This is a genomic window from Ensifer adhaerens (genome assembly GCF_000697965.2).
Lineage (GTDB): Bacteria > Pseudomonadota > Alphaproteobacteria > Rhizobiales > Rhizobiaceae > Ensifer > Ensifer adhaerens.
The window spans coordinates 2029987-2055298 of record NZ_CP015880.1; the positions used below are offsets into that span (position 1 = coordinate 2029987).

Annotated in this window: 29 protein-coding genes and 1 pseudogene; 13 read left to right on the forward strand and 17 right to left on the reverse strand. The window is 63.0% G+C overall.

Translation table 11 applies throughout. The features are described 5' to 3' along the window. The first annotated feature begins 21 nt into the window (after window positions 1–21). On the forward strand, window positions 22–1071 hold the full coding sequence (locus FA04_RS09760) for an aldo/keto reductase (RefSeq protein ID WP_034793721.1): 1050 nt from the start codon (window positions 22–24) through the stop codon (window positions 1069–1071). Window positions 1072–1169: 98 nt separating this feature from the next. Here the strand turns inward: FA04_RS09760 and FA04_RS09765 are convergent, their stop codons facing one another. Then, window positions 1170–1793 carry a hypothetical protein gene (locus FA04_RS09765; RefSeq protein WP_034793192.1) on the reverse strand — a complete coding sequence of 208 codons (624 nt, stop codon included), beginning with the start codon at window positions 1791–1793 and terminating at the stop codon, window positions 1170–1172. A 505-nt stretch (window positions 1794–2298) separates the two neighbouring features. Between FA04_RS09765 and FA04_RS35855 the strand changes: the two genes are divergently transcribed. The 6 genes from FA04_RS35855 to FA04_RS09795 all read left to right on the forward strand — a co-directional run bounded on the left by FA04_RS35855 (window position 2299) and on the right by FA04_RS09795 (window position 6307). Next, a complete protein-coding gene (locus tag FA04_RS35855; protein ID WP_034793180.1) occupies window positions 2299–2691 on the forward strand; it encodes an antitoxin Xre-like helix-turn-helix domain-containing protein in 393 nt (130 codons plus the stop codon). Continuing rightward, window positions 2688–3383, forward strand: a complete 696-nt coding sequence (locus tag FA04_RS09775; protein WP_051659267.1) for an RES family NAD+ phosphorylase — start codon at window positions 2688–2690, stop codon at window positions 3381–3383. Before FA04_RS35855 ends, FA04_RS09775 begins: the two co-directional genes overlap by 4 nt. Window positions 3384–3813: 430 nt before the next feature. Further along, window positions 3814–4254, forward strand: coding sequence for a GNAT family N-acetyltransferase (locus tag FA04_RS09780; RefSeq protein WP_034793178.1), 441 nt, complete (start codon window positions 3814–3816; stop codon window positions 4252–4254). 112 nt (window positions 4255–4366) lie between these two features. Further along, window positions 4367–4876, forward strand: a complete 510-nt coding sequence (locus FA04_RS09785) for a GrpB family protein (protein ID WP_034793174.1) — start codon at window positions 4367–4369, stop codon at window positions 4874–4876. Window positions 4877–4948: 72 nt separating this feature from the next. Further along, the gene (locus tag FA04_RS09790) at window positions 4949–5350 is read left to right on the forward strand and encodes a GFA family protein (RefSeq protein ID WP_034793170.1); all 402 of its coding nucleotides are present in this window, start codon (window positions 4949–4951) and stop codon (window positions 5348–5350) included. Between the two features lie 90 nt (window positions 5351–5440). After that, the gene (locus tag FA04_RS09795) at window positions 5441–6307 is read left to right on the forward strand and encodes a protein NO VEIN domain-containing protein (RefSeq protein ID WP_234798748.1); all 867 of its coding nucleotides are present in this window, start codon (window positions 5441–5443) and stop codon (window positions 6305–6307) included. A gap of 56 nt (window positions 6308–6363) precedes the next feature. Here the strand turns inward: FA04_RS09795 and FA04_RS09800 are convergent, their stop codons facing one another. Together FA04_RS09800 and FA04_RS09805 are read right to left on the reverse strand one after the other, a co-directional pair. Beyond that, on the reverse strand, window positions 6364–7131 hold the full coding sequence (locus tag FA04_RS09800; protein WP_034793718.1) for an adenylate/guanylate cyclase domain-containing protein: 768 nt from the start codon (window positions 7129–7131) through the stop codon (window positions 6364–6366). Between the two features lie 116 nt (window positions 7132–7247). Then, entirely contained in the window at window positions 7248–8135 is an 888-nt protein-coding gene (locus tag FA04_RS09805; protein WP_034793162.1) for a LysR family transcriptional regulator, read from the reverse strand. Window positions 8136–8260: 125 nt separating this feature from the next. Here FA04_RS09805 and FA04_RS09810 point away from each other — a divergent pair, with 125 nt between their 5' ends. Beyond that, window positions 8261–8605, forward strand: coding sequence for an antibiotic biosynthesis monooxygenase (locus FA04_RS09810; protein WP_034793159.1), 345 nt, complete (start codon window positions 8261–8263; stop codon window positions 8603–8605). Window positions 8606–8668: 63 nt separating this feature from the next. On the opposite strand, the gene FA04_RS09815 is transcribed toward FA04_RS09810, so the two are convergent. After that, window positions 8669–10108, reverse strand: a complete 1440-nt coding sequence (locus tag FA04_RS09815) for a DUF1254 domain-containing protein (protein WP_034793156.1) — start codon at window positions 10106–10108, stop codon at window positions 8669–8671. A gap of 327 nt (window positions 10109–10435) precedes the next feature. Between FA04_RS09815 and FA04_RS09820 the strand changes: the two genes are divergently transcribed. Then, complete coding sequence (locus FA04_RS09820) at window positions 10436–12373, forward strand: elongation factor G (protein ID WP_034793153.1); 1938 nt, start codon at window positions 10436–10438, stop codon at window positions 12371–12373. A gap of 106 nt (window positions 12374–12479) precedes the next feature. On the opposite strand, the gene FA04_RS09825 is transcribed toward FA04_RS09820, so the two are convergent. The 9 genes from FA04_RS09825 to napE all read right to left on the reverse strand — a co-directional run bounded on the left by FA04_RS09825 (window position 12480) and on the right by napE (window position 19949). Then, window positions 12480–13328: a hypothetical protein gene (locus tag FA04_RS09825; RefSeq protein WP_034793150.1), complete on the reverse strand. Its 849-nt coding sequence runs from the start codon at window positions 13326–13328 to the stop codon at window positions 12480–12482. A gap of 234 nt (window positions 13329–13562) precedes the next feature. Then, the gene (locus FA04_RS09830; protein ID WP_034793147.1) at window positions 13563–14162 is read right to left on the reverse strand and encodes a hypothetical protein; all 600 of its coding nucleotides are present in this window, start codon (window positions 14160–14162) and stop codon (window positions 13563–13565) included. A 159-nt stretch (window positions 14163–14321) separates the two neighbouring features. Further along, entirely contained in the window at window positions 14322–14744 is a 423-nt protein-coding gene (locus tag FA04_RS09835) for a YciI family protein (RefSeq protein ID WP_034793144.1), read from the reverse strand. Window positions 14745–15266: 522 nt separating this feature from the next. Beyond that, complete coding sequence (locus tag FA04_RS09840) at window positions 15267–15965, reverse strand: NapC/NirT family cytochrome c (protein WP_034793141.1); 699 nt, start codon at window positions 15963–15965, stop codon at window positions 15267–15269. Between the two features lie 4 nt (window positions 15966–15969). Then, on the reverse strand, window positions 15970–16425 hold the full coding sequence (locus FA04_RS09845; protein WP_089043553.1) for a nitrate reductase cytochrome c-type subunit: 456 nt from the start codon (window positions 16423–16425) through the stop codon (window positions 15970–15972). Window positions 16426–16469: 44 nt separating this feature from the next. After that, the gene (napA, locus tag FA04_RS09850; protein WP_034793137.1) at window positions 16470–18977 is read right to left on the reverse strand and encodes a periplasmic nitrate reductase subunit alpha; all 2508 of its coding nucleotides are present in this window, start codon (window positions 18975–18977) and stop codon (window positions 16470–16472) included. Further along, window positions 18974–19258, reverse strand: coding sequence for a chaperone NapD (locus FA04_RS09855; RefSeq protein ID WP_034793133.1), 285 nt, complete (start codon window positions 19256–19258; stop codon window positions 18974–18976). Before FA04_RS09855 ends, napA begins: the two co-directional genes overlap by 4 nt. After that, window positions 19251–19751 (reverse strand): ferredoxin-type protein NapF, encoded by a 501-nt coding sequence (gene napF, locus FA04_RS09860; RefSeq protein ID WP_034793131.1) that lies wholly within the window; start codon window positions 19749–19751, stop codon window positions 19251–19253. The genes FA04_RS09855 and napF overlap by 8 nt, the downstream gene beginning before the upstream one ends. A gap of 9 nt (window positions 19752–19760) precedes the next feature. Next, window positions 19761–19949, reverse strand: a complete 189-nt coding sequence (napE, locus tag FA04_RS09865) for a periplasmic nitrate reductase, NapE protein (protein WP_034793129.1) — start codon at window positions 19947–19949, stop codon at window positions 19761–19763. 389 nt (window positions 19950–20338) lie between these two features. Here napE and FA04_RS09870 point away from each other — a divergent pair, with 389 nt between their 5' ends. Both FA04_RS09870 and FA04_RS09875 read left to right on the forward strand, forming a co-directional pair. After that, the gene (locus tag FA04_RS09870; protein ID WP_034793127.1) at window positions 20339–20713 is read left to right on the forward strand and encodes a DUF4180 domain-containing protein; all 375 of its coding nucleotides are present in this window, start codon (window positions 20339–20341) and stop codon (window positions 20711–20713) included. 50 nt (window positions 20714–20763) lie between these two features. After that, window positions 20764–21345 (forward strand): GNAT family N-acetyltransferase, encoded by a 582-nt coding sequence (locus FA04_RS09875; protein WP_051659266.1) that lies wholly within the window; start codon window positions 20764–20766, stop codon window positions 21343–21345. A gap of 39 nt (window positions 21346–21384) precedes the next feature. On the opposite strand, the gene FA04_RS09880 is transcribed toward FA04_RS09875, so the two are convergent. Then, entirely contained in the window at window positions 21385–22830 is a 1446-nt protein-coding gene (locus FA04_RS09880; protein ID WP_034793124.1) for an MFS transporter, read from the reverse strand. Between the two features lie 285 nt (window positions 22831–23115). On the opposite strand from FA04_RS09880, the gene FA04_RS09885 reads away from it, so the two are divergent. Continuing rightward, on the forward strand, window positions 23116–24006 hold the full coding sequence (locus FA04_RS09885) for a LysR family transcriptional regulator (RefSeq protein WP_034793702.1): 891 nt from the start codon (window positions 23116–23118) through the stop codon (window positions 24004–24006). 156 nt (window positions 24007–24162) lie between these two features. After that, on the forward strand, window positions 24163–24531 hold the full coding sequence (locus tag FA04_RS09890) for a VOC family protein (protein WP_034793121.1): 369 nt from the start codon (window positions 24163–24165) through the stop codon (window positions 24529–24531). A gap of 121 nt (window positions 24532–24652) precedes the next feature. On the opposite strand, the gene FA04_RS09895 is transcribed toward FA04_RS09890, so the two are convergent. The 3 genes and pseudogenes from FA04_RS09895 to FA04_RS36680 all read right to left on the reverse strand — a co-directional run. Further along, on the reverse strand, window positions 24653–24901 hold the full coding sequence (locus FA04_RS09895) for a hypothetical protein (protein ID WP_034793118.1): 249 nt from the start codon (window positions 24899–24901) through the stop codon (window positions 24653–24655). Window positions 24902–24962: 61 nt separating this feature from the next. Further along, window positions 24963–25169 (reverse strand): hypothetical protein, encoded by a 207-nt coding sequence (locus tag FA04_RS36675; RefSeq protein WP_034793116.1) that lies wholly within the window; start codon window positions 25167–25169, stop codon window positions 24963–24965. Continuing rightward, window positions 25130–25288, reverse strand: a pseudogene (locus FA04_RS36680) (arsenical-resistance protein); the annotation flags it as partial. The pseudogene FA04_RS36680 and the gene FA04_RS36675, both read right to left, overlap by 40 nt. Window positions 25289–25312: the final 24 nt, after the last annotated feature.

Here is a 25312-nt window from a genome sequence, read left to right on the forward strand (position 1 = left end):
ACCAGCAAAGGACCAGAGACCATGGAATACCGGCTGCTCGGCCGTTCCGGCCTGAAAATCTCTGTCATCACCATGGGCACAATGACGATCGGCGGCCGCGGCAAGTTCGCCGAGGTCGGCAATGTCGGGCTGAAGGAGGCGCGCCGCTATGTCGACCTCTGCCTCGATGCCGGCGTCAACCTGATCGACACGGCCGACATCTATTCGACCGGCCATTGCGAGGAGATCATCGGCGAGGTCCTCGGCGGCCAGCGCAAAGGCGGTGTGCTCGTCGCCACCAAGGCGCGCTTTTCGATGGGGCCGGGGCCGAACGACGGCGGGCTCTCGCGCCAGCACCTGATTGCCGCTTGCGAGGCGAGCCTGAAGCGGCTGAACACCGACGTCATAGATCTCTACCAGGTGCATGAATGGGACGGCCTAACACCGCTCGAAGAAACGATGGAGGCGCTCGACAGCCTCGTTCGCAGCGGCAAGGTCCGCTATATCGGCTGCTCCAACTATTCCGGCTGGCACATCATGAAGGCGCTCGGCGTCAGCGCGCTTGGAGGCCGCCAGCGCTTCATCAGCCAGCAAATCCACTACACGCTCGAGGCCCGCGAGGCTGAATACGAGCTGATGCCGATCGCCATCGACCAGGGGCTCGGCGTGCTCGTCTGGAGCCCGCTTGCCGGCGGACTTCTCTCCGGCAAGCACCGGCGAAACGAGACACCGGAAGGCACCCGCCAGCTTGCCGGCTGGAAGGAGCCGCCGATCCGCGACGAGGAGCGGCTCTGGAAGATCGTCGACATGCTCGTTGCCATCGCCGCCGAGCGCGGCGTGTCGCCGGCGCAAGTTGCGCTCGCCTGGCTGATCGGTCGCAGGGGCGTAACTTCCGTCATCATCGGCGGGCGGACCGAGGCGCAGTTCTCAGACAACCTCGCCGCCGCAAATCTGAAGCTCTCCGACGAGGAGCGCGAACTGCTCGACGCCGTCAGCCTACCGCCGGTGATCTACCCCTACTGGCACCAGCTCTGGACCGCCAGGGACAGGCTCGGCGAGGCCGACCTGTCGTTGCTCGGGCCGCATGTCTGACGCACGTGGGAACGGACCTGCGACCCGGGCCGAGTGTCCGGGCCGTCAGGATGAAACCAAGGCGTGTCCCTTGCGCGTTACGATAAGCTGAAAGCGCCCTATTTCGCAGCGAAGCAATAGAACAGCCCCGCGCCGCCGGTGCCCTTGAAGGCCTCGACGGTGCAGCCGCCCCGCGTCGCGTGCGAAGAGTTCCAGGATTTGGCCTCGGCGGAATCGTTCAATCCGGTGCGGTCGCTGTGGCCGACGATCGCCGCGCCGTCGGCGCCGCCCATCGTCCAGTTGCCGCAGGTGTCCGGTGCCGCCGTGCCATCGGCTTTCGAGCCCGTCAGAATGTCGTGGCGGTTGGGCGTATCGCCGCGCCCGTTGATCACCTCGCCCTTTTCATTGAGCGCCGTCTGCTTCGTCAGGTTGTTCTTGTCGCTGTGGAGCGATGCGACGTCATCGGCGATCTTCTCGCCCTTGGCGTTGTACCAGGGGCCTGCGCCGATCCGGTCCTTGGCGTTCTCAGCGTCGGTGGAAAGATAGGCCTTCCAGCTCTTGCCCGTCGCCCCCGCTGCCTTGGCGAGCGTATCGCAATAGGCGTCCGCCCCCGTGAGGCCGCCCAGATCGCCGCCCTTTCCGGGGTTCACGCTGGTGACGAAGAAACTCATGCTGGTGTCCTGCGCATAGGCCGCGCCGGAACAGGCCAAGGCGAATGCGATTGCTGCTAATGCGCGCTTCATGGCTTTCTCTCCCATCAACTGTGCCGAAAAGCCTATCGGCCGCCGCCAACCGAGTAAAATCGAATTGCCGTGATGGAGACCGCGCCATCTCAACGGGTGGCGACGCAACGCGCGGCGACCTCTGCGCCACGTCAGGTGAAGGGCGATCCAAGCGGCAAGAGCCCCGACCGGGGTGAGGATGGCCCCTTTGCAGCAAAAGCGCTGCCCCTCACCCCCTGCCGGGACCTTCTCCCCGTCACGACGGCGAGAAGGAGACGTGGTCACCCGCTCCCCCCACAGAAACCTGGCCTACCTTAGGTTTGTGAGATCAGCCGCCGAGTGACGGTGCCCCCGTCGTCCATGTCCCCTCTCCCCGCGTGGCGGGCAGAGCGTTAGGGTGAGGGGCAGAGCCGGGCGCGTTCGCTCGGCAGTGCAAACAGGCATCAGCCGGCTAACCCTTGACTTTCCGCCCAACATCGCCATTTCATATCATATGATACACTCAGTCACCGCATAGGAGACATTCATGGCCCTCGCGCAACCGGCTTTCGCACCCGCCCGGCAGGAAGAAGCTGTGATCGTAAAGGCGGTGGTGAAAGCCTGCGACCTCTGGAACCTCACCAATAGGGAGGCGGCCCAGCTCTTCGACGTGCCGATCGCCACCTGGAACCGCATGAAGGCCGGCGACTTCAAGGGCAGGCTCGACCAGGACAAGCGCATGCGCGCGAGCCTGATCGTCGGCATCTTCAAGGGCCTGCGGCTGTTCTTCAACGGGCCGCTTACCTATCAATGGCCGAAGGCGGTCAACACCGGCCCGCTGTTTTCCGGCCGCTCGCCGGTCGACCTGATGATCGAGGGCGGCATTCCCGTGATGATGAAGGTCAGGCGCTATCTCGACGGGTTGCGCGGCGGCCTATGATCGCGCTGCCGGAAATCGACTTCAACGAGCCGGCAACCGTCCGGCTGATCTCGACCGCCTATATCGGCGAGCCCGCGGTCAAGCCGCTCGCCGACGATGACGACGAGATCGAGATCCTCAACCGGCTGGAGGCGATGACCTCGGCGCGGCTGAGCCCGCTCGCTCTGCCCATCGGCGTCGATCCTGCCGAACTCCTGAACGAGACCTTCGGCTACGGCTGGTCGCTGATCAATGCCGCCTTCTGCCATGCCCGGCCTCCAGGCAACCGCTTCAACGGCGAGGAGCGCGGCGCCTGGTACTGTGCCTTCGGCCCGCGGGCACTCCAGACCTGCCAGGCGGAAATCGTCTATCACCGCACCCGGGCGCTTCGCGAGGCCGGCAGCTTTCACGACATCGGTCGCTACCGCGAACTGATCGCCGGCTTCACCTGCCGCTTCCATGACGTGCGCGGCGAAGTGGACGCCGCCTATCTCTCCCCCGACACCGCCGTCGCCTACCCCGCCGGCCAGGCGCTCGCCGCCACCATTCTTGCAGAAGGCGGCAACGGCCTGATCTATCCGTCGGCCCGTGATCCCGAGGGCACGTGCCTCGCCGTGTTCCGCCCCTCGGTCATCCAGAACGTCCGCCAGGGCCACACCATCACCTTTGAATGGACGGGCAAAGCAGAGCCACGCATCATCGAAGAAACCTGAGCGGCTGGCGCGAAGGCGTTTCTTTCTTGCCATCGCAATTTTGCGGTAATGCGCCCGTTGGAGAAGGGCTCGCTTTCCGGATTTCGGCGCCTCGAGCGGCCCGGCCGGTACGGCAGAAACTGAAAACGTATAAATCAGATTGTTATTGACGCTTTGCCAGGCTGGACGCGTGTCCCCGTCCCTCCGGTTCCTTGCCCCCAACTCCCTCGCCCGCTGATCGGGAAAGGGAACGGCAGCGGCCCGGCTCCGCCTACCCTTCGGTTCCCCTGCCCGCCCCGCAGAGGGAACCGCTCGCGCCCAGGCGCAGGATGTGGACGCCGAGAGCGCTGCAAGGTCCCTTCTCCCCGCTCGCCCCGCGGGGAGAAGGTGACCGCAGACGGGATTAGACAGAGACTGCCTCCCAGGCCACAGCGTCGACCACGAGGACCGAATGACGATTACACTCCTGCCCGTCGATACCGTCGATGCCGATGTCATCCGAAGGCTCGACGTTCACGAAAACCAGATGGATTTCATCGCCAGCAACGACGAATCTCTCGAAGAACTCGGCGAACGCCCCGAATGCGTCGGTTTTGCCGTGATGGCCGAAGGCGCGCCGGTGGGTATCGCCATGTATGCGCTCGACCCCGATGACGGCAACCACTGGATCTACCGGCTGATGATCGATGCCCGCCACCAGGGCAAGGGCTATGGCGCCATGGCGCTCGCAGCCCTCCTGGACCACATGGCCAAGATCCCTGAATGCGGCGACATCTATCTCGGCGTCTACCCGGAAAACACCCGCGCCCACGCCCTCTACCACCGCTTCGGTTTCCGCGAGACCGGCATGGTCCTCGGCGAGGAAAAGGTCATGCGGCTCGACCGCAACTAGACGGTGGCGCGATCCGACCAAACAACCTTCCTCCGTCCAGGCGGGGGAAGGTCCATGAATTCGTTCCGGGTGCTACCATGACACCACCGTCAAGAACCCGGAGCAAGCCGCCGTGCCGCTGACCAGCCAGATTTCAGTCTATGATCCGCGATGGCCCGATCTGTTTCTCTCCGAGCAGCAGCGCATCCGCAGCGTATTCGCAAATGCGCTCGTCACGATCCACCATGTCGGCAGCACCGCCGTCCCCGGTCTCGCCGCGAAGCCGGAAATCGACCTTCTGGTCGAGGTGTCCGAGCATCGCGACGTGGGCGATGTGACGGAGCGGATGAAATCGCTTGGATATGTTCGCGGCACGGACCTTTCGCAGGACCACCACTTCTATCGGCGCGACGTCAATGGCGTTCGAACCCACAAGGTCCATGTGTGCCCGTCAGGACATTGGCAGATTGCAAGAATGCTGCGGTTTCGCGATCTTCTGCGGCAGGATCCGGACCTCAGCGCCCGCTATCAGGCGCTGAAGCTGCACCTCGAAGCCACGAACCAGCATGGCATCGGCGAGTACCTCGCCTCGAAGGCTCCCTTCATCGACGCTGTCTTGGCGCACAAGCGCGAGCGAGATTGATATCCGGCCCCGATTGCGGACATCCCGCCATCGGGGCACTATGCCGCCTCGGTACAATAGCGGGAGCGGCTCATGCTTGACGGCTCATGTCACTGCGGCAATGCGAAGTGGACGCTCAAAGGCGACCCCGGCCCGATCACCGCCTGCAACTGCACGCTCTGCCACCGCTACGGCACGCTCTGGGCCTATGACTACGAAGGCGAGCGCATCGCAGTCAGCGGCGAACTCACCGCCTATACCCGCGCCGACGAGAAGGACCCGACGCTCGAAATCCTCTTCTGCCCGACCTGCGCCGGCGTCGTCGCCTGGCGCAGCCTCAACCTCGACGCACGAGGCCGCCGGCGCATCGCCGTCAATGTCAGACTGGCCGCGCTGGACCGGGTCGCAAACCTTCCCATCGACCATTTCGATGGCTTCGATACCTTCGAGGACCTGGCACCGGATGGCCGCTGCGTGCGCGATCTGTGGGCGTGACCAGTGAACACAAGCATCGGTTGAGGCGAACTGATACTCAATATCCGGGGATGAGGGTATACGAAGCATGGCGAGGCGCTGCTTTTCCGGATGACTTATTCCGGTGTGCTGCGTAGCCTGGAGAGCATGGGCTTGGGGAATTGGACAGATACGGAAAATGACGCGATCGTCGCGGCCTATTTTTCCATGCTTCGCGACGAACTTTCTGGTCAATCCTACAACAAGGCCTTGCACAACCGGGTTCTGCAAGAAGCGCTCGGAAGAAGTCGCGGCTCGATAGAATTCAAACATTGCAACATTTCGGCTGCTGCGAGAGGGTTTGGTCTTCCCACCCTCAGCGGTTACCAGCCGCGGTTCAATTTTCAGATGTCCTTGGCCGAGGCAATATCCCGTTGGTTAGCGCAGCATCCGCAATGGGACAGTGTCCTTGGTTCCGGTCCGACATTCGGCATGGCCGAGCCACTGGCGCTCTTCATCGGTGTCCCGCCCACTCTCCACAATGCCCCACCCCCCGACGAATTGACACAGATGCAGACGGTCGCACGGCGTTTCGATGTGGCCGGGCGGGACGAACGCAACCGTGCACTCGGCCGCGCTGGAGAAGAGCGCGTACTCCAGCACGAACGCGCGCAGCTACTCCAGAGCGGTCGTCAGGATCTGGCCCGCCAGATTCGGTGGGTGGCGCAGGAAGATGGCGATGGCGCGGGCTATGACATAGCAAGCTTCACGCCGGATGGGCGCGTGCGTTTGATCGAGGTAAAGACCACCAACGGCTGGGAACGAACGCCATTCCATATTTCGCGCAACGAACTTGAGGTGGCCCAGACGCGACGCGAGGAGTGGTGCCTCCTCCGTCTCTATGATTTCTCACGCCATCCACAGGCCTTCGAACTGCGACCGCCTCTTGACGCTCATGTCTCGCTCATCGCGACCAGCTATCAGGCAAGTTTCCACTGAGTAAGCTGAAGCGGTTCACCTCGACACTAGGGAAATCAGCAAACGCTTCACGTCGATCAATGTGTCGCGAGCACCCTCGCCTCGACCGGCTGGTCGATGCCTTTCAGGACCAGCAGCCGCGTGCCGGCGCCCGCCGTCAGCGTTGCCGCCTGAGCGGCCGTCTCCGGGGAAAGCAGAATCTCCCCCGCCTCGGCCTGGGATTCGAGCCTCGAGGCCAGGTTGACCGTGCCGCCGATCGCGGTGAAATCGCTGCGGAATGTCGAAAACTCGCCGATCTCGACCTCGCCCGAATGAATGCCGACGCCCACGCCGAGCGGCCGTTCGCCGAGGTCGTCGAGGTCGAGGCGGCCGAGTGCATCGGCGCAGAGACGCTGGATATCGCGTGCTGCCATGATCGCCGCTTGCGCATGGTCTTTCCGGATGATCGGAAAGTTGAAGATCGCCATCAGCCCGTCGCCCATCTGCTTGTTGACGATGCCGTCATGCGCCCAGATCGCCTGGGCGCAGCGATCCTGGAACAGGCTGACGATCTGGCTCAAGCGCACCCGCTCGATCCGCTCCGAAAGATGCGTGAATCCGCGGATGTCGGCAAACAGGATTGTGGCGCTTGCCGCAACGTGACTCTGCTTCTTCACGTAACGGAAGGAGCGCTCGCAGATCGTACAGATGTTCGGGTTCATCTTGCTGCGGGTAATACCGAAGGCGCGGAACGGCAGCGCCAAGGGCCCGCGGATCGGGATCGGCACATGCATCTGGTCCCAGCATCCCCGGCAGATGCGGGCGTCATGGCTGGCGGCAGGCTGAATGGAAGAGGCGTCTGTCATGGTGCGCATCTGCTCCGGCTCGCATGACCCGATGGCGTCAGCGAAGCTTCGGACATTTGCAGCACTTTAGCAACGGCTGGATCGACGCCGGGGGAACGTTCCGTGCCGCCCGGCCGTCACGCGGCAAACAGGTTCTCCGCCATGAAATCGACGAAGGCACGCACCTTTGGCGAAAGATAGCGATTGGTCGGCCAAAGCACGCGGAACGTGCCGGTTTCGCGAAGGTAATCTTCCAGCAGCGAGACCAGCTTGCCTTCCGCCAGTTCAGGCGACACGGCAAAGGGCGGCAGGCAGGTGATGCCGAAGGAGCGCTCCGCAAGAAAGATCAAGGGGTCAAGCGTACTCGCCACCGTGGTCACAGGCAGGTCCAGCTTCACCTCACGCCCGTCACGAACGAGTGGCCAGGGTTCAAGGCGGCCGGAATTGGCGTAGCGGTGATGAAGGCAGCGGTGCCCAAGCAGGTCCTCCGGCACCTCCGGCCGCCCATGAGCCGCGAGATATTCCGGCGAAGCGACGATCCGGTGCCGGAACGTCCCGAGCTTGCGGCTCATCAGGCGTGTATCCTTCACGTCGCCGGTGCGGATGACCGCATCGAAGCCCTCCTCGATCACATCGACCAGCCGATCGGTGAAATCGAGATCAAGATTGATCAGCGGATAGGCGCGCATGAAGTCCGATATGGTCGGCATCAGCAGCATGCCGGCGAGCGGCAGGCTGACGCGCAATTGCCCGCGCGGCGTCGCATGCGAGCGTGACAGTTGCGCCTGGGCCGTTTCGAATTCGGACTGGATGCGGCGGCAGGTGTCGAGAAAGAAGCTGCCGTCGTCGGTCAACGCCATGCTTCTCGTCGACCGGTTGAAGAGGCGCGCGCCCATCTCGTCTTCGAGCCGCGCGATCGCCTTGCCGACGGCCGAACCTGAAAGCCCTAGGCGATGCCCGGCGGCCACGAAGCTGCCCGCCTCTGCCACCTGAATGAAAATGCTGAGCGTTCCGAGCTTGTCCATCGCGCGCCGATTACGGAATTATTTTCCGAAGTGATGAGAATACGCGCTCGTTTATCCGCTATTTCTCTCCCGATATCCAGATGCCGTCGCGGTCGATACGCCGCGGCGTTTAAATGGAGAGAAGCATGACAACGATTCCTACCCCCACTTTCTCGGCGTCCCCCGTTCCGACGACCTTCGTCGTCAACGTCATCCACGCCCATCCCGGCAAGCAGGAAGAAGCCTTCGCCGTCATCCAGGACGTCGTGCACTACGTTGCCGAACGGAAGGAAGGTTTTCTGTGGAGCACCCTGTCGAAGAGCACGGACGGCGAGACCGTCGTCAATGTCGAGGCGATCCAGGGCACCGGAAATGTCGATGAGTTCTTCTCCGATCCGGTGTTCGCGGAGAAGTTCCGCAAGCTGGACGAAGTCTCCCGCAGCGAGTTTCACATCTATACGGTCGGCGATCTCGTGCTGCCGAAGCGCTGAGCCGCAGCCTGATCGCCACGCCCTGCGCCTTCACGCGAAGACGCAGGGACTCTTTCGCCTCTGTCATCCCGCCTTCTTCACTGGCGGGATGAGCCACGACCCGTCGAGAATGGAAGGCGGGCTGTCGTCGGGCCAATAGAGCCGCATCATCAGGATGAACTTGCCCTTCGGCGCCGGCAACCAGTTGTTTTCCTTGTCCTTGCCGGGTGATTCATTCTGGATGTAGATCTCCGTCGAACCGTCGGCATTGGCCTTGGGGCTGACGCGCGTGCTGATCGAATAGCGGTTGAGCGGATTGTCGACGAAGAAATAGTTCTCGTCGTACATGGTGATCGACCAGAAGCCGCGCACCGGCGGCAATTGCCCCTTGGGGAAGGTGACGACGTATTTGTTGGAGCCGTGATAGGCGCGGGAAACCAGGCCGTCCCTGGACTTCAGCGACGTCGGATAGATCGCATCCTGCGGACGATTGGCGCCAAGCCCGATCGCCGTGATCAGCGCCCGCTGCAGATAGTTGGTGCCGTAGATGCCGGTCTTGGTGGTGAAGCCCCAGCCGTTGACGTTCTGGATGTCACCATCGCTGAACTTGAAGTGCAGCATGATGCGATGGAACGCCATGATGGGGATGCGCGAGACGAAGGCGGCATCGAGCTTGCTCTTGTCGAAGTCCTGGCCCGGCACGATGCCGATTTCGGCAAATTTGGCGATCGCCTCGCCATCCGCTGCCGTCGGCGGATTGGTCTTCATCAACTCGCAAAGAAGCGTGAAATATTCGACCGCATCCATGCGATTGACCTGCTCGCGCACCGCCGTCTTCATGTCGATCGACGGATCGACCTTGCCGACCGGCGGCGTCCAGTCCTTGCCATAGGCGCTGAGCGGACAAAGCTTGCACTCGTCCTGAAGTGCATGCACCGCCGCATAGTCCTCCGGCGTGCCATCACAATAGATGCGCCCGAGGATCCAGACGATGCCGGTTGAGGATTTGTATTCGGTCACGCCGTCGGGAAGGCTTCCCTGCCAGCCCGGCCCGGTAATGGCATAGGCCTGCGCCCCGCCGCCGGTCGTGCGCTTGCCCGGCACCTGAAACACCGTCGTCCAGCCGTCGAGCATCGGAAACAGGAAGAAGCGATCCTTCATGTCGGGGATCGACAGCACCCACGGCTCCTTGCCCACATCGACGAAGGCTGTCGTGTACAGCGTATCGGCATTCGGCGCGGTGACATCCTTGAAGGATGCGTTCGGATATTCACGCAGCTTGATGACGTGGCCCATCGGCCCCTTGCTGCCTTCGGGCTTGGCCACATTGGTCACCACCCGGCGGGTCATTTCCGTCGTCACCAGTGGGTAGCCGTAGATATAGGCTTCCACCGCCAGCCAGAAATCATCAGCAGCCTCGACCGGATCGAAAAGCGGCGATTCCAGCGCGTTCGCAGGTAAGAACGATGCTGATGCAAGCAGGCCGGCGCCGCCCAAAGCGACGGCGCGACGGGTCATGTCCATGTTTGCCTCCCCCTTTTTCTTTGGTGGGAGGAAGTTAGCATATACTAATAAGCACGACCAGACATTGTGTTCGGCCTGTCCTCGCGTAACCGCCTGAAGGGAGCATCGCCATTTTTCGATGGCCCCGGCCACACCAGCAAATCTGCAACACCGCGTCGGAGTTGTCAGGCGGCGCTTGACGCCCTTCCTGTGGCGTCCTTAGATTTCACGAGCACCCTCGCCTGCCGTGGGTTGCGCGATCCGCAAGAAGCTCAAGTCTGGAGGCCCCGATGCGCCGAGTCACTTCTCAAGAAACCCAGATCCGAATTTTTGAGAAGCTGATGGGATATGCGCACATTGAATCTGGGCATCCTCGCCCACGTGGATGCAGGCAAGACTAGCCTTACGGAAAGACTCCTTTTTGACACCGGCGCGATCGACAGGCTCGGCAGCGTCGATAGCGGCAATACCCAGACCGACAGCCTTGAACTCGAACGGCAGCGTGGCATCACCATTGCCGCCTCCGTCGTGTCGTTCAGGCTTGGCGATCTGGTCGTAAACCTCATCGACACCCCCGGGCATCCGGACTTCATCGCCGAGGTCGAGCGCGTGCTGCAATCGCTCGATGCCGCCGTCGTGGTCGTCTCGGCGGTGGAAGGCGTGCAGGCGCAGACCCGCGTGCTGGTGCGCGCCTTGCGCCGCCTCGGCGTCCCCTTCCTGTTCTTCGTCAACAAGATCGATCGCCTGGGGGCGCGTCCCGCCGAAGTGGTCGAAGAGATCGCCAGCCAACTCTCGGTCCGCCCCGTCATCATGTCGGCGGCGGTCGAGGCCGGCAGCCGACACGCGAGAGCCGAGCCGAACGACTTTGCGCAGGAACCGCATTTTTCGGCACTTTCGGAGGCGCTTGCCGCCAATGATGAAGCCTTGCTCGACGATTATGTGCTGGCACCGGAGCGTCTGACTGTCGAGCGGCTGCGGAAGGCCTTGGCGACGCAGCTTGCCGAAGGCCTTCTGCACCCGGTCTATTGCGGCATCGCCATGACCGGCGTCGGCGTGCCGGGCCTGATCACCGCGATCGAGACGCTGTTGCCGGCGAAGGCGCCCGCCCCGGATGCACCGGTCGAAGGCCGGATCTTCAAGATCGAGCGCGGCTGGGGCGGTGAAAAACTCGCCTTTCTCAACCTGACGTCCGGCACCGTCGCCATGCGCGACTATCTCGTCCTTCCCGGCGGCGCGGCGAAGGTGACCAGCATCCAGCTCTTCGACCAGGGCCGGCTGGAAAAGGTGGACCAGGTGACAGCCGGCCGCATCGCCAAGGTGGGCGGGCTTGCCCATGCCCGCATCGGTGATTGGATCGGCGTCGGCGGAAAGCGTGCCGGAGCGTTTCACTTCGCCCCGCCGACGCTCGAAACCCTCGTGCGGCCGAGGCGCCCTTCGGACAACACGGCGCTGTGGCTTGCCCTTCAGCAACTGGCCGAACAGGACCCGTTCATCAACCTGCGCACCAGCGACGATGCCAGCGAGATGTTCGTTTCGCTCTATGGCGAGGTGCAGAAGGAGGTGATCGAGGCCACCCTGTCGGCCGATTTCGGGCTGGAGGCGCATTTCGAGCAAAGCACGGTCATCTGCGTCGAACGGCCCCTTGGCACCGGAACCGGCATCGAGATCCTCTTCCGCGAGCCGAACCCCTTCCTTGCGACCGTCGGCCTCAGGATCGAACCGCGGCCGGCGGCAGCGGGCAACAGTTTTGCCTTGGAAGTGGATGTCGGCCAGATGCCTGCGAGCTTTTACCGGGCGGTCGAAGAGGCCGTTGCCGAAACGCTGAAGGCCGGGCTCTTCGGCTGGCAGGTGATCGATTGCCACGTCGCCATGACAGCGGCGCGCCAGACCTCGCCGGCCAGCACCGCCGTCGATTTTCGCCGGCTGACGCCGCTGGTGCTCGCCGAGGCGTTGTCTTCGGCCGGAACGGTCGTCTGCGAGCCGATCGACAGCTTCCGCCTTGAAGCGCCCGCGTCCGTCCTGACGGCCATTCACACGCTGCTCGCCAAGTCAGGCGCGTCGACGACGGATTCGATCATCGAAGGCGGCGTCGCCCGGCTTGCCGGAACGATCGCATCGGCCAACGTCCAGGGCGTCCAGCGGCAGTTGCCGGGGCTCACCAGCGGCGCGGGCGTGCTCGAAAACAGCTTCGATCACTACGCGCCGATCGCAGGCACGCAGCCTTCCCGGCCCCGGTTGGGCGCGAACCCGTTCGATCGGGCCAATTATCTCCGGAGCCTGCGATAACATAAGAACACCGCGCGCCTCTTCAGACGCGCGGTGCCACCATGCTCTTGCTTGATGATTGTACCTGGCTGGCAGCGGCGCAAAATGCTGCCGCCTGCCAAGCCGATCAGAACGCCAGGCGATTGCTGGACCAGACCGGGCCGAGGCGCTCTTCTTCCTTGAGCGTCGTCGAACCGTAGGAGAAGCGCAGGCCACCGAAGAGGGTGCTGGTGTCGCCGGAAACCGAAGCGCTCAGCCCTGAAAGCTCTTCGTTGGTGTATTTGTAGCCGGCAAAGAGCGTGACGGGGAAAGCGTCCAGCCGGTAGTTGGCCGTCAGCTTGACGCTGCGCAGGTCGTAATCCAGGTCGTTTTCGCTCATGCGATGCAGCGAGCCGTCGACGTCGAAGCGCAGGTTGTCGGTCGCGTAGATGCGCGCGCCTAGCGAGCCCATGTAATGATCGGCATCGATGTCGTCGAAGTCTTCCACACTCGCCTGGCCGTAGCCGATCGCGCCATGCAGCGTCCAGGTATCAAGGAAGTAGGCCGCTTCGACGCCACCCATGTAATCGTTGAGGTCGAGGCCGATGCCCGGGTCGAGGCGTGCGCCTTGCACGAAGACGCCTGCCGCAAAGAGATCATTGCGGTAGTAGCCGTGCAGCGCGCCGTCATAGCTGTTCGTGTCGATATCCTCAAAGGAGGCGCGCGTGTAGCCGAGATCGACCTGCAGGTTGAAGCCGGCGCCGGCGTCGAAGTTCACCGCACCGCGCAGGTCCCATGCATCCGCATCGATATCGCCGGGCGAGTCCACGGCCGCGCCGTAGGACGTCTCGACGTAGCCGACGATGCCGCCCGACGCCTGCTCCACCGGCACCTCATAGGCGTCCTGCGGCCCCACCAACGGACCATCGATATCGGCAGCCGCCGCGATCGAAACACTTGAAAGAAGAAAAATGACGAAACTGCTCGTCCTGACCATGGCCCCACTCCGGTTCAAACCCCGGAAATAAGGTAAACGAACACGGTTAATACAATCTCTACGAGAAATATTTAACGCGATCGACGTATGCGAATAGCCGGTGATCGCCATATTACTGTGCATAATCGGCGCGATTGCAGATACAGCCGCACGCTTCCCTCTCTCAGAGCGGGAAAGAGAAGTATGAGAGGCTTAACCAGTCCTCCAATGGCGAGCGTCAAAGAGAGCGGTCGCTTATCGGGTAGCTTGGCAAGACACAACAAAGACCCCATAATTTTGCTCTACAGCGGTCGCTGCCACATCACAGTTTCGGCCTTCGCCAGTTACAATAGTGGCACTACCATGCGCACCCGGCGTCACCTGAAAGGTCTTATCACGATATCCAACGGTCGCTTTTAGCTCGTCGCCCGATCCCGATATCATGTCCAGTGTGAGGTGCAGGTCAGTTCCCGCAAACAAGTGGCTTCCGCCCTGCGATATCCTCACCACTTGGGGCGAACGGTTATTCTCTTCAATGATGCGATTAACGTTGTCGAGCTCGGATTGAAGGCGGGCGATAGTGTCGTTCGCCTCCGCGAATTTTTTATCCGCTATCGCTAGCGCGGCCTTCGAAGCGGCGTTGGCTTTATCCGCTGCGGTAGTTGCATCCGCCACATTCTTGCGTGCGGTTTCAAGCCGCTTTTCGACTTCCTCAAGTTTCGTTGCAGGAACCGTCTTCCCAGTAACTAGCTCAATAAGCGGCAGCGCGGCATTTCCGGCGAAAAACCCACCCACCGCCGCGATGATCGCCAGGATAATCTGTAAGCTCTTCGTCGAATTGTTTTCAGTCGTCATTGCGGAACCCTACGTAGCAAATATTGACGAGACTCACTTCATAACCCGCCATTCTTGCTAAATCGTAAGTCTTCACAATCCTTTAGCATCTACGGAAGCAACCTAGGGCGGAGTCCTACTCCCGCCCTAGCGCCACAAGGTAATTGGTGCCGTTTGCCCTCACCCCTTGGCGATCTTCTCGCGCAGGCGCTCGTCCTGGGCGGCGATCTCCGGCGTCACCAAGTCGCCGAAATCTTCCATCTCGAAGACCGGGCGGATTTCGATTTCGCTCGGGCCCGGCATCGGGTTCGGGCAGCGCTTCACCCAGGCGATTGCCTCGGCCATGTCCTTGACGGTCCAGATCCAGAAGCCGGCGACCAGTTCCTTGGTCTCGGCAAAGGGGCCATCGATGACCATGCGGTCGGCGCCGTCGAAGGCGACGCGGGCGCCACGCGACGAGGGATGCAGCCCCTCGCCCGCCTGCATGATGCCGGCATTGACCAGTTCCTCGTTGTACTTGCCCATGGCTTCCAGCAGCTCGGTCGAGGGCATGTTGCCCGCTTCGCTGTCCTTGGTCGCCTTTACAAAAACCACTACGCGCATTGTCCATTCTCCTCTGTCACGCCAGTCCCGGTCCTCGTGACCTCTGGGGGTGCCGGCGTGGTGAAACCCAAATAGTGAGAGCAAGCTGCGGGCGAAAGACCCGCGCGGATTTTTTTCCTATCCCGCTCCGGTGGAGGAAGCCAGATTGCCTCCCTGCCTAAATGACGAACGGGAAATGGCGGCGCCGACAGCGGTGTCGAATTTTTTCCGAAAAAAGATTGGCGCGGGGAAATGAAGCGAGAAAAGCGCTGTTCGACAAGACCATCGCCGCAGATCCGAATGTGCGCCGTTGGCTCAAGAACCCCCAAGCCACTCCCCTCATCTGGCGGCTTGGCACGAGGCCGGCCCCCACCCACCCTCATCTCTGTGCTCGTCACAGGAATCCAGCAGCCGTGCGTCGGCACGGCGGGAAGTATGGTCCAGGAATGAAGGACGCACTGCCCAAGAACCGTAAAAAAGAGGGCCACACCGCACCGGCATGGCCCTGGAGAATTCAATGCGGCTCAGGCGGGCCGGCGCGTCTTACTGCGCCTGCATATGCAGATCCGCCATCGCCTGCCTCAGATCGTCGATCGGCGTCTGATTGGCCATCTTCTTGCCCTCCAGTTCCGGCGGCATCTTCCAGCCTGGATCGATGCCTTCCATGTTGGGCAGCTCGTGGGCGATGCCCTTATGGCAATCGATGCAGGTGGCCTTGCCCGAGAGCAGATAGCGGGTGTGGATCTCGGCCGCCCGCTGCGTCTGCTTCTGCAGGTCCATGGCGACGGAGGAATGGCAGTTGCGGCATTCAAGGCTGTCATTGGCCTTCATGCGCGCCCATTCGTGCTGCGCCAGTTCCAGCCGCTTCTCGAGGAATTTCGGCCTGGTATTGATCGTGCCGAAGATCTTGCCCCAGACTTCCTTCGAAGCCTGCATCTTGCGGGCGATCTTGTCGGTCCATTCATGCGGCACGTGGCAGTCCGGGCAACTGGCGCGCACGCCCGAGCGGTTGGAGAAGTGAATGGTGCGCGTCAGCTCCTGATAGACGTTGTCGTGCATCTCATGGCACGAGGTGCAGAACTTTTCGGTGTTGGTGAGTTCCAGCGCCGTGTTGAATGCACCCCAGAACATGACGCCGCCGATGAAGCCGCCGAGCGTGAGGAAGCCAAGGCCGAGCGTGCCGGCCGGCGTCTTCATGATGCCCCAGGCCCAAAGGATGATTTTCCTGATCCATGCGATCATGTCGTCACTCGCTTCCGGCCGGCTTGAAGCCCAGTTCGCTCATGTCCTTGAAATTGCTCGGCACCAGCGGGCTGGTATCGGCCTGCGGCACGTGGCAGGCGGTGCAGAAGTAACGCCGGGGCGAAACGTCGGCGATCATCTGCCCATCGCGCGTCATGTAGTGGGTGACGCTGATCATCGGCGCACCCGAATCCTGCGTGAACTCGCGCTTGTGACAGGACAGGCATCGGTTGGCATTGACCGAAAGCTCATAGCCCTCGATCGAATGCGGAATGACCGGAGGCTGGTCGGGATAGGCGCGCATCTTGCGCTTGTCATCGACCACCCATTTCGGCAGCGGTGCCGCCGCTTCCGTCGCCATCTGCGGCGTCGGCCCTTCGAGCTGCGGCACCAGTTTTTCCGCCACTTGGGCGACGGCCGCCGTCGTGACGAACATCAGAAGGCCAGCCGCAAGGGCCATCCATGCGGGCCGTTTGGCAACGGCCCGAACCAGCCGTGACCACCCTAGAGGGTGACGGGAAGAATCTTGACCGCGCATTTTTTGAAATCCGTCTGTTTGGAGATGGGATCGGTAGCGTCGAGCGTAACCTTGTTGATCAGCTGGCTGGCGTCGAACCAGGGAACGAAGACGACGCCGGGCGGCATGCGGTTGCGGCCGCGGATGTCGACGCGCGAGCGGATCTCGCCGCGGCGCGAGACGATGCGCACTTCCATGCCCTGGTTGATGCCGCGCTTGCGGGCATCCTCCGCGTTCATGAAGACGCGCGCGCCCGGAAACGCCTTGTAGAGTTCCGGCACCCGCATGGTCATCGAGCCCGAGTGCCAGTGTTCCAGCACGCGGCCGGTCACCAGCCAGGTATCGTATTCGTCGTCGGGGGATTCGGCCGGCGGCTCGTAGGGCACCGCAAGGATGATCGCCTTGCCGTCCTTGTTGCCATAGAACTTCACGCCCTCGCCCGGCTTCACATAGGGGTCGAAGCCCTCGCGGTAGCGCCAGCGCGTCTCCTGGCCGTTGACCACAGGCCAGCGCAGCCCGCGCACCTCGTGATAGGTGTCGTAGGGCGCCAGATCATGACCATGGCCGCGTCCGAAAATGGCATATTCCTCGAACAGCCCCTTCTGGATGTAGAAGCCGAAATCCTTGGCTTCGTTGTTGTCGTATTCGGCACTGACATCGGTCAGCGGGAAACGATCGACTTCGCCGTTCTTGAACAGAACCTCGAACAGCGTCTTGCCGCGATATTCGGGGCTGGCGTCGAGGATCTCCTTCGGCCACACCTCGTCGGTGGTGAAGCGCTTGGAAAACTCCACCATCTGCCAGAGGTCCGAGCGCGCTTCGCCGCCCGCTTGCACCAGCTGGTGCCAGACATGGGTGCGCCGCTCGGCATTGCCGTAGGCCCCTTCCTTCTCCACCCACATGGCGGCGGGCAGGATCAGGTCGGCGCTCATCGCCGTGATCGTCGGATAGGCATCGGAAACGACGATGAAATTGTCCGGGTTGCGATAGCCCTGCCAGGTCTCGTTGGCGGTGTTCGGCCCCGCCTGGACGTTGTTGTTGACCTGCACCCAGTAGAAATTGAGCTTGCCGTCCTTCAGCATCCGGTCCTGCTGCACGGCGTGGTAGCCGGGCTTTTCCGGAATGATACCGTGCGGAATGCGCCAGATTTCTTCGGCGTGCTTGCGGTGCTCGGGATTGGTCACCACCATGTCGGCAGGCAGGCGATGGGCGAAGGTGCCGACCTCGCGCGCCGTGCCGCAGGCAGACGGCTGCCCGGTCAGCGAGAACGGGCTGTTGCCGGGCTCGGAGATCTTTCCGGTCAGAAGATGCAGATTGTAGACCATCTGGTTGGCCCACACACCGCGCACATGCTGGTTGAAGCCCATGGTCCAGAGCGACATGACCTTGCGGCTCGGGTCGGCATAAAGCTCGGCCAGCTGCTCCAGGAACTCCGGATCGACGCCGGTCATCTCGGCGGTCTTCTTCAGCGTATATTCGGAAACGAACTCCTTGAACGCCTCGAAATCCATCGGCTCGGTCTTGCCGGGGTCCTTGGAGTTGGCGGCATTCACCTCGACCGGGTTGTCGGGCCGGAGACCATAGCCAATGTCGGTGACCCCGCGAGCAAACTTCGTGTGCTTGTTGACGAAGTCCTCGTTGACCTTGCCGGTCGTGATGATGTGGTTGGCGATGTAGTTGAGGATGACGAGGTCGGTGCCTGGCTTGAAGACGATCGGGATATCGGCCAGGTCCATGCTGCGATGGGTGAAGGTCGAAAGCACCGCGACGCGCACATGCGGCTGGCCGAGACGCCGGTCGGCGACACGGGTCCAGAGGATCGGGTGCATCTCCGCCATGTTCGAGCCCCAGAGCACGAAGGCATCGGCGTTCTCGAAGTCGTCGTAGCAGCCCATCGGCTCGTCCATGCCGAAGGTGCGCATGAAGGCGACGGCGGCGGACGCCATGCAGTGGCGGGCATTGGGATCGAGATTGTTGGAGCGGAAACCCGCCCGCATCAGTTTGGTCGCCGCATAACCCTCGAAGATCGTCCATTGACCGGAGCCGAACATGCCGACGGCCGTCGGGCCTTTCTCCTTCAGCACCTTCTTTGCCTGCTCGGCCATGACGTTGAAGGCTTCGTCCCAGCTGACGGGCTCGAACTCGCCGTCCTTGGCGTAAGTGCCGCCGCGCTTCCTCAAGAGCGGCGTCGTCAGGCGGTCGTTGCCGTACATGATCTTGGAAAGGAAATAGCCCTTGATGCAGTTGAGACCGCGGTTGACCTCGGCCTGCATGTCGCCGTGGGTGGCGACAACCTGGCCTTCCTTCACGCCCACCATCACGCCGCAGCCCGTGCCGCAGAAGCGACACGGCGCCTTGGACCACTTGATTTCCAGCGCGTTGACGCCGCCCGGCACCGGCTGTGCGGCGGCAGGCAGCGCAATGCCGGCCGTGGCGGCGGCGATGCCGGCCGCATGGGCCTTCAGAATGTCACGCCGCGTCAGTTCTCCGCTCATGGCTCCTGCCCTTCCTCTTCCATTTCCACATGCTCGAAAACCATGTTGGCCGAGATCACCCCGTCGAGCAGCGAGATCTGAGTCAGCCGTTCGCCGAGCGCGCCCGTGCTTCTGCCTTCGATGACGACGACGATCTTGCCGCCGCCATGGCCATGGATTTCGACGTTTTCCATTCCCGCGAGCGTCGCCAGGATCGCTTCGGTGCTCTGTGGCATCGTGGCGACCACGGCGCTCGAAATGTGATAGGGCGTACCCGCCTTTGCCGCTGCGGCCTCAGACATGCGCCACCTCCACTTCCAATGCCTTCACTGCAATCGCACTCACCGGGCAGCCACTGAGGCAGGCGCCGCAGCCGGTGCATCGGTCTTCGTTGATCTCAGGCAGAAACGGCCCGCCGATACGCGGGCGAAAACGGATCGCCTGCTCCGGACAGCTTTCGCCGCAGGACTGGCAGGCAATGTAACGGCGCGCGAGACAGGTATCGGTGACCGCGGCGACATGCGGGAAACGGCGCACGGCCTTCTCGGTGAATACCGGCTCGGGACAGGCTTCCTCGCAGGCACCACAGAAGGTGCATTCGCCGCCCGAAAAGTCGACGAAGGGAAGACCGTCAGAAAGACGGATTATGGCGGTGGGACATCGCTCCGCACAGGCGCCGCAACCGGTGCAGGCGGCAAGGCTGAGTTCCGAAACGCCCGGCGGGCGGATGCGGACGGGCTTTGCGGCAGCGCGGCCGGTAAAAAACTCACGGCGTGAGAGAGGTTCGACCTTCATGGCTCGACCTCAATGCCCGGGCGGGCCCGGCGGGCCAAAGATGATCTGCAGCATCCAGACGAGGAAACCATAGCCGCCGACAATGCCGACGGCGACGATCGGCCAGATGCCGAAGGCGAGCACGAAGAAGGTAATCAGCTCCGCGCGTCGCGAGCGCGGCGGCTTTTCGATCGGCTGTGCCTGAACGACTTCCGGCATTCCTGCGTCCCCCAACACAATCCAAGGTAAGATGCGCCACCGGAAATAAAAATCAATCCCGTGACCGGCCGATGACAGCTTTTCACCGTGCCTCAGAGTAAATGCCGAACAGAAGGGGTCATTGATCTGTGTCAAATTGACAGAAAACTGGCACCGGAATTCCCGAGAAATTCTCACGCGTCGTTCCGGCATAACTTGCGGACGCCAATCAGTTTTTGCGAATATCGATATATTTCTAGAAATACATCGCCTCATGCCCGCTCGGCCGAACCGACCGGACATGCGGATACGGGACCAATCCTGCCGGCGGCGAGCGCAACCTGCCCCGACGGCAGAACCCGAGGCAACAGCCCTTGCAACCCTGGGCTTTGCAGCCTACTTCTTGGCGCATGACACAGCTGATCGAAATCGGAACCGCGCGCGTGCTGCAATGCGCTGTCGATGGCCCTCTGCTTGCGGCACCGGGCGACGCCAATGATTTTCTCGGCGACGGCTGGGCGCATGAGGCCGACTTGCTGGCAGTCCCGGTCGAACGGCTGGGTCCCCATTTCCTCGATCTTTCGACCCGCGTCGCCGGCGAGGTGTTCCAGAAATTCGTCAACTACCGCATGCGGCTCGCCATCGTCGGCGATATCAGCACCAGGCTCGAAGCCAGCAAGGCGCTGACCGATTTCGTGCGCGAAACGAACAAGGGTGATTCGATCTGGTTCGTGCCGGATTTCGAAACGCTTCGCGCCCGGCTCGAGCGTTTGCCGACCGCCTGAACGCGGTAGTGTCTGACGATCAGTGCGGATCGATGGGGAAACCTCTGACAATGCGCCCATCCGCAGCGAACACTGGAAATCGCCCCGCGGTCACGCTGACGACCGATCGACTCGCGCTGCGCCCGACAACGCCCGCCGATGCGCAGCGCGCCTTTGAGATCCAGTCGGATTGGGACGTCACGCGCATGCTACGCATGGCGCAGTTTCCACCCGATCCCGACGACATGACCGGCTGGTTCGGTGTGCACCGGCAGGAATGGATCGCCGGCACGGCCTTTCGATTTGCCATCGAGCGCAAAGGCCACATGATCGGCCTGGTCGATCTCGACGAGATCGACGGCGAAGAAGGCGAACTCGGCTACTGGCTGGAGAAGCCAAGCTGGGGCCAGGGCTATGCCTTCGAGGCAGCGCAGGCAGTGGTGTCCTTCGCCTTCGAGCAGCTCGGGCTCGCGAGGCTGAAATCAGGCCACGCGGCCGACAATCCGGCCTCCGGCAAGGTCCTGCTCAAGCTCGGCTTTCGCCCTGAGAAAACCATGCGGAAGGCCTCCCGCTCGAGGGGCGAAGAGATCCTCCACCAGAGCTACAGCCTCGCGTCAGAGGCGTGGCGCAATCGGTCGGGTGCCGATCGCTGAGCGGCGGCGTGTCGGTGCGGTCCGTCTCTTGCGGGATCATCACTCTCCCGCTGGCTCCGCGGCGACGGCCCGTTGTGCGCGCCTGAACGCCCTGCCCGCAACGGCAATCGCCAGCGCGGTCACGGTCAACAGCCCAGCCACAGCAAAGGTCACCTGCATGCCCCTGGCGACCAAGGCTGGCGCCGCCCCGGCCATGTCGCTTGCCACCACGGCTGAGGCAAAGACCGCGCCCATGACCGATGCGCCGGTGACGAGGCCGAGATTGCGCGAAAGGTAGAGCAGGCCGGAAACGACGCCGCGCCGGTCCGCGCTCACATCCGCCATGACCGCCGTGTTGTTGGCCGCCTGGAACAGCTGGTAGCCGGGCGTCAAAAGCGCGATCGCCGCGACATAACCGGCAACGCCAAAAAGCCCCGGCAGCAGCACAAGCGCCGCGCAGCCCGCAACCATCGCGGCAAGACCGATCGTGACTACGAAGCCCGCGCCCAGGCGATCGACGATACGGCCGGCGACCACGCCACCAAAGGCCGAGATGACGGGACCGACCGACAGGACGAGCCCGACCATCGCCGCATCCAGCCCCAGCCCGCGCGACAGATAAAACGGCCCGACCACCAGCGTCGCCATCATCACGGTCGAGACCAGCGCATTGGTCGAAAGCCCGCGGCTGAAAACCGGATCACGCAACATCGCCGGCCGGATCAGCGGCGAGGCTACCTTGGTCTCGACCCGCAGGAACAGTGCAGAACCCACAACGGCGGCCGAAAGCAGCGCGACATTGAGCGCGCCGAAACTGCCGCGGCCCACCGTCATCGCCAATGCATAGGCGCCCAGCGAAAGCGCAAGCAGCAAGGTGCCGGCGACGTCGAAGCGTGGGCGTTCCCTGCCCTCATACCCCTTGTCCGCCGGCAGATACCGATGGGCGAGCACGAGCGCCAGAAGCCCCAACGGCACGTTGACGAGAAAGATCGCCCGCCAACCGGGCCCGGCAATCAGCGCGCCGCCGAGCGACGGCCCGAGCGCTGTGCCGATGGCCGACATGGTGCCGAGCAAGCCCATGGCGCTGCCGGTCTTCTCCTTCGCCACCGTCTCGCCGACAAACGCCATGGTCAGCGCCATCATGATCGCAGCCCCGATGCCCTGCATCGCTCGCGCCGCGACGAGCAGCGGGAAAGCGGGCGTCAGGCCGCAAAGCACCGAGGCTGCGATAAAGAGCGCGATGCCGGCAAGCAGAAGCCGCCGCCGGCCGACGATATCGCCAAGCCGCCCGACGCTGACGATCAGCGTGGTGATGGCAAGCAGATAGGCAAGCACCACCCATTGCACCGCCTGGAACGAGACACCAAAAGCGTCCGCCAGCGCCGGAAGCGCCACATTGGCGCTGCTGGTGCCAAGCGAGGAGAGCAGCATCGACAGCGACAGGCTGGTGAGCACGCAGCGAACCGAGGCGGTGGCGGGAGCGTTTGCAGTCTTCGTCGCGCTCATCGACCACCTCCCGCGCGCGAGGTTTCGCGCCGATCTTTTGCAGCACGGGAAATCGCGGGAAAACAAGGCGATAGCGCGCTTTCATGATTCAAAATATGCGGCAACGACTTCCGATCAGACAGGGAAATCGGGGCGGGCATCAGTGGGCATGGGATCATCGGAAAACCCTCCAAGGTCGGTTCTCCGAAAAATTAGACCTCGGCTTCATATGGCGGAAGGCGCAGCATTTGCACTTCATTCGTGCGTTTGACGCCACATCATGAGCCAACTGTGTTATGGATGGGCATGACCAGACCGGATCTCAACCTCCTCGTGACCCTCGACGTGCTGCTTGCGGAAGGCAGCGTCGCCCGCGCCGCCAGGCGCCTGCGGCTCAGCCCCTCGGCCATGAGCCGGGCGCTGGCAAGGCTGCGCGAGGCGACCGGCGATCCGCTGCTGGTGCGCGCCGGCCGCGGCCTCGTTCCAACGCCGAGGGCGTTGGAACTGCGCGATCGCATCGGCCCCATCGTCGAAGCGGCCGAAGCCTGCCTTCGCCCGGCCGAGAGCCTGGACCTGAAGACGCTTTCCCGCACCTTCACGCTCAGGAACCGCGAGGGTTTCGTCGAAAACTTCGGCGCTGCACTGATTGCCCGTGTCGAGCGAGAGGCGCCCGGCGTACGCCTGCGCTTCGTGCAGAAGCTCGACCGGGAAAGCAGCCCGCTTCGCGAAGGAACCGTCGATCTCGAAACTGCCGTTGTCGGCGACATGACGGGCCCGGAGCTTCGCGCCCAGGCCCTCTTCCACGACCGTTTCGTCGCCGTGGTCCGCCCGGGCCATCCGCTGACATCAGGCGAAGTGACGCCCACCCGCTACGCCGAAGGCCACCACATCCATGTCTCGCGCCGCGGCAACGACGTCGGCCCGATCGACACTGCCCTCCAGGTCCTCGGCCTTAGCCGCAAGATCACCGCTTCCGTCGGCAGCTTCTCCGAGGCCCTGGCGCTTGTCCGCGCCACCGACCTCGTCGCCAGCGTGCCCGAGCGCTACACCGGAAGCTTGCGCGAAAACCTCGTCACCTTCCCTTTGCCCGTCGCCCTGCCCGAAATCACCATCTCGTTGCTCTGGCACCCCCGCCTCGACGCCGACCCGGCGCACCGCTGGTTGCGGGCCTGCGTGCGGGAGGTCTGCACCGTGTGACGCGCCGCGCGGCAAGAGGCTAGGCCCCGAGCGCATACCGATGCGCCCCCAAGGACCTACGGTTGCCTGCAACAGGCCATCGGGGTATCAGCCCAATCCCGGCCGCAAATGCGCCGCCTCGCCAGCGCACGTCAAACCCGCACACAGGAGAACGCGATGTTCGACCACGTCAAATTCGGTGTCCGCGACTATGCGGCAAGCCTCGACTTCTACCTGAAGGCGCTCGAACCGCTCGGCGTTTCGGTGGTCGATCACGGCGCGCATGGCGTGGAGATGAGCACGGACGGCAAGTCGTCGCTGTGCCTCTACCAAACCGAGGAAACGCCGGCGCATCTTCACCTCGCCTTCATGGCCACGACCCGTGAGCAGGTCGACGCCTTCTACAGCGCAGCCCTTGCGGCCGGCGGCAGGGACAACGGCGCGCCGGGCCTGCGCCCACGCTACCACGCCAACTACTACGCCGCCTTCGTTTTCGATCCGGATGGCCACAACATCGAGGCTGTCTGCCACGAGCTTGAGGCCTGATCCGACCAAGATCGCAGCAAGGAGCCGTCATCTATGCCCGGCAAGCGAGCTGGGCCTTGATGGCGACAGGCTGAAGTCTACGTGGCGTTGCGCCCCCGCTTCAGGGCGGACGGCGCGACGCTCAAAACCAATAGCGTCTCATCCGCGCCAGGAATTCGACCGTCGTCACGGGAAAGCCTGAGCCACTGCCGATGACGGAATCGATGCCGCAACGGGGACAGATCGCCGTTGTGTCATCGTCGATCCATTCGTTTATCTCGGCCGCCGGAAAGATCTCGCAACAATAGAAGCATCCGCAGGACGGGCTCGCTTCGATTTCGGCTCGATGGTTGGCGCAATGCTTGTGCGCCTGGATGACGATTTCGTCCATCCGTCATCATTGGCGCATGTATCAAGGGTTGTCCAGCGAGCGCGACACGCGCCTCCATCGCTCATGCGCCTTTCGAGACGGAATTCCGGGCCACCGCCGGCGCTACCTCGTACCAGTCCCTGGACCTGTTCACGATCCAGACGACCGACAGCATCACCGGCACCTCGATGAGCACCCCGACGACGGTCGCGAGCGCGGCGCCCGACTGGATGCCGAACAGGCTGATGGCGGCGGCAACGGGCGGAAGAGCCAGCCGATGAACAACCATGCCAGCAGGGCCATAGAGAATGGCTTGATCGCCCAGTTGATGAAGAGCGTCACGCCGATGCCGCGCCAGTGGCGCCCCAGCTCGGACAGCGACCGGAAGTCGATCTTCATCAGCATCGGGCCACGGTAGCAATGGATCGGGAC

Excerpts from the sequence above, each read along its gene's own strand:
- FA04_RS09875 (WP_051659266.1), top strand. The coding sequence starts at position 20,764 with ATGCGCCCATCCGCAGCGAACACTGGAAATCGCCCCGCGGTCACGCTG.
- FA04_RS09880 (WP_034793124.1), bottom strand. The coding sequence starts at position 22,830 with ATGAGCGCGACGAAGACTGCAAACGCTCCCGCCACCGCCTCGGTTCGC.
- FA04_RS09845 (WP_089043553.1), bottom strand. The coding sequence starts at position 16,425 with ATGGCCCTTGCGGCTGGCCTTCTGATGTTCGTCACGACGGCGGCCGTC.
- FA04_RS09825 (WP_034793150.1), bottom strand. The coding sequence starts at position 13,328 with ATGGTCAGGACGAGCAGTTTCGTCATTTTTCTTCTTTCAAGTGTTTCG.
- FA04_RS09855 (WP_034793133.1), bottom strand. The coding sequence starts at position 19,258 with ATGTCTGAGGCCGCAGCGGCAAAGGCGGGTACGCCCTATCACATTTCG.
- FA04_RS09765 (WP_034793192.1), bottom strand. The coding sequence starts at position 1,793 with ATGAAGCGCGCATTAGCAGCAATCGCATTCGCCTTGGCCTGTTCCGGC.
- napE (WP_034793129.1), bottom strand. The coding sequence starts at position 19,949 with ATGCCGGAAGTCGTTCAGGCACAGCCGATCGAAAAGCCGCCGCGCTCG.
- FA04_RS09780 (WP_034793178.1), top strand. The coding sequence starts at position 3,814 with ATGACGATTACACTCCTGCCCGTCGATACCGTCGATGCCGATGTCATC.
- FA04_RS09775 (WP_051659267.1), top strand. The coding sequence starts at position 2,688 with ATGATCGCGCTGCCGGAAATCGACTTCAACGAGCCGGCAACCGTCCGG.
- FA04_RS36675 (WP_034793116.1), bottom strand. The coding sequence starts at position 25,169 with ATGGTTGTTCATCGGCTGGCTCTTCCGCCCGTTGCCGCCGCCATCAGC.
- FA04_RS09895 (WP_034793118.1), bottom strand. The coding sequence starts at position 24,901 with ATGGACGAAATCGTCATCCAGGCGCACAAGCATTGCGCCAACCATCGA.
- FA04_RS09890 (WP_034793121.1), top strand. The coding sequence starts at position 24,163 with ATGTTCGACCACGTCAAATTCGGTGTCCGCGACTATGCGGCAAGCCTC.
- FA04_RS09870 (WP_034793127.1), top strand. The coding sequence starts at position 20,339 with ATGACACAGCTGATCGAAATCGGAACCGCGCGCGTGCTGCAATGCGCT.
- FA04_RS35855 (WP_034793180.1), top strand. The coding sequence starts at position 2,299 with ATGGCCCTCGCGCAACCGGCTTTCGCACCCGCCCGGCAGGAAGAAGCT.
- FA04_RS09830 (WP_034793147.1), bottom strand. The coding sequence starts at position 14,162 with ATGACGACTGAAAACAATTCGACGAAGAGCTTACAGATTATCCTGGCG.
- FA04_RS09815 (WP_034793156.1), bottom strand. The coding sequence starts at position 10,108 with ATGGACATGACCCGTCGCGCCGTCGCTTTGGGCGGCGCCGGCCTGCTT.
- FA04_RS09840 (WP_034793141.1), bottom strand. The coding sequence starts at position 15,965 with ATGATCGCATGGATCAGGAAAATCATCCTTTGGGCCTGGGGCATCATG.
- napA (WP_034793137.1), bottom strand. The coding sequence starts at position 18,977 with ATGAGCGGAGAACTGACGCGGCGTGACATTCTGAAGGCCCATGCGGCC.
- FA04_RS09885 (WP_034793702.1), top strand. The coding sequence starts at position 23,116 with ATGACCAGACCGGATCTCAACCTCCTCGTGACCCTCGACGTGCTGCTT.
- FA04_RS09790 (WP_034793170.1), top strand. The coding sequence starts at position 4,949 with ATGCTTGACGGCTCATGTCACTGCGGCAATGCGAAGTGGACGCTCAAA.
- FA04_RS09800 (WP_034793718.1), bottom strand. The coding sequence starts at position 7,131 with ATGACAGACGCCTCTTCCATTCAGCCTGCCGCCAGCCATGACGCCCGC.
- FA04_RS09795 (WP_234798748.1), top strand. The coding sequence starts at position 5,441 with ATGACTTATTCCGGTGTGCTGCGTAGCCTGGAGAGCATGGGCTTGGGG.
- napF (WP_034793131.1), bottom strand. The coding sequence starts at position 19,751 with ATGAAGGTCGAACCTCTCTCACGCCGTGAGTTTTTTACCGGCCGCGCT.
- FA04_RS09805 (WP_034793162.1), bottom strand. The coding sequence starts at position 8,135 with ATGGACAAGCTCGGAACGCTCAGCATTTTCATTCAGGTGGCAGAGGCG.
- FA04_RS09835 (WP_034793144.1), bottom strand. The coding sequence starts at position 14,744 with ATGCGCGTAGTGGTTTTTGTAAAGGCGACCAAGGACAGCGAAGCGGGC.
- FA04_RS09760 (WP_034793721.1), top strand. The coding sequence starts at position 22 with ATGGAATACCGGCTGCTCGGCCGTTCCGGCCTGAAAATCTCTGTCATC.
- FA04_RS09820 (WP_034793153.1), top strand. The coding sequence starts at position 10,436 with ATGCGCACATTGAATCTGGGCATCCTCGCCCACGTGGATGCAGGCAAG.
- FA04_RS09810 (WP_034793159.1), top strand. The coding sequence starts at position 8,261 with ATGACAACGATTCCTACCCCCACTTTCTCGGCGTCCCCCGTTCCGACG.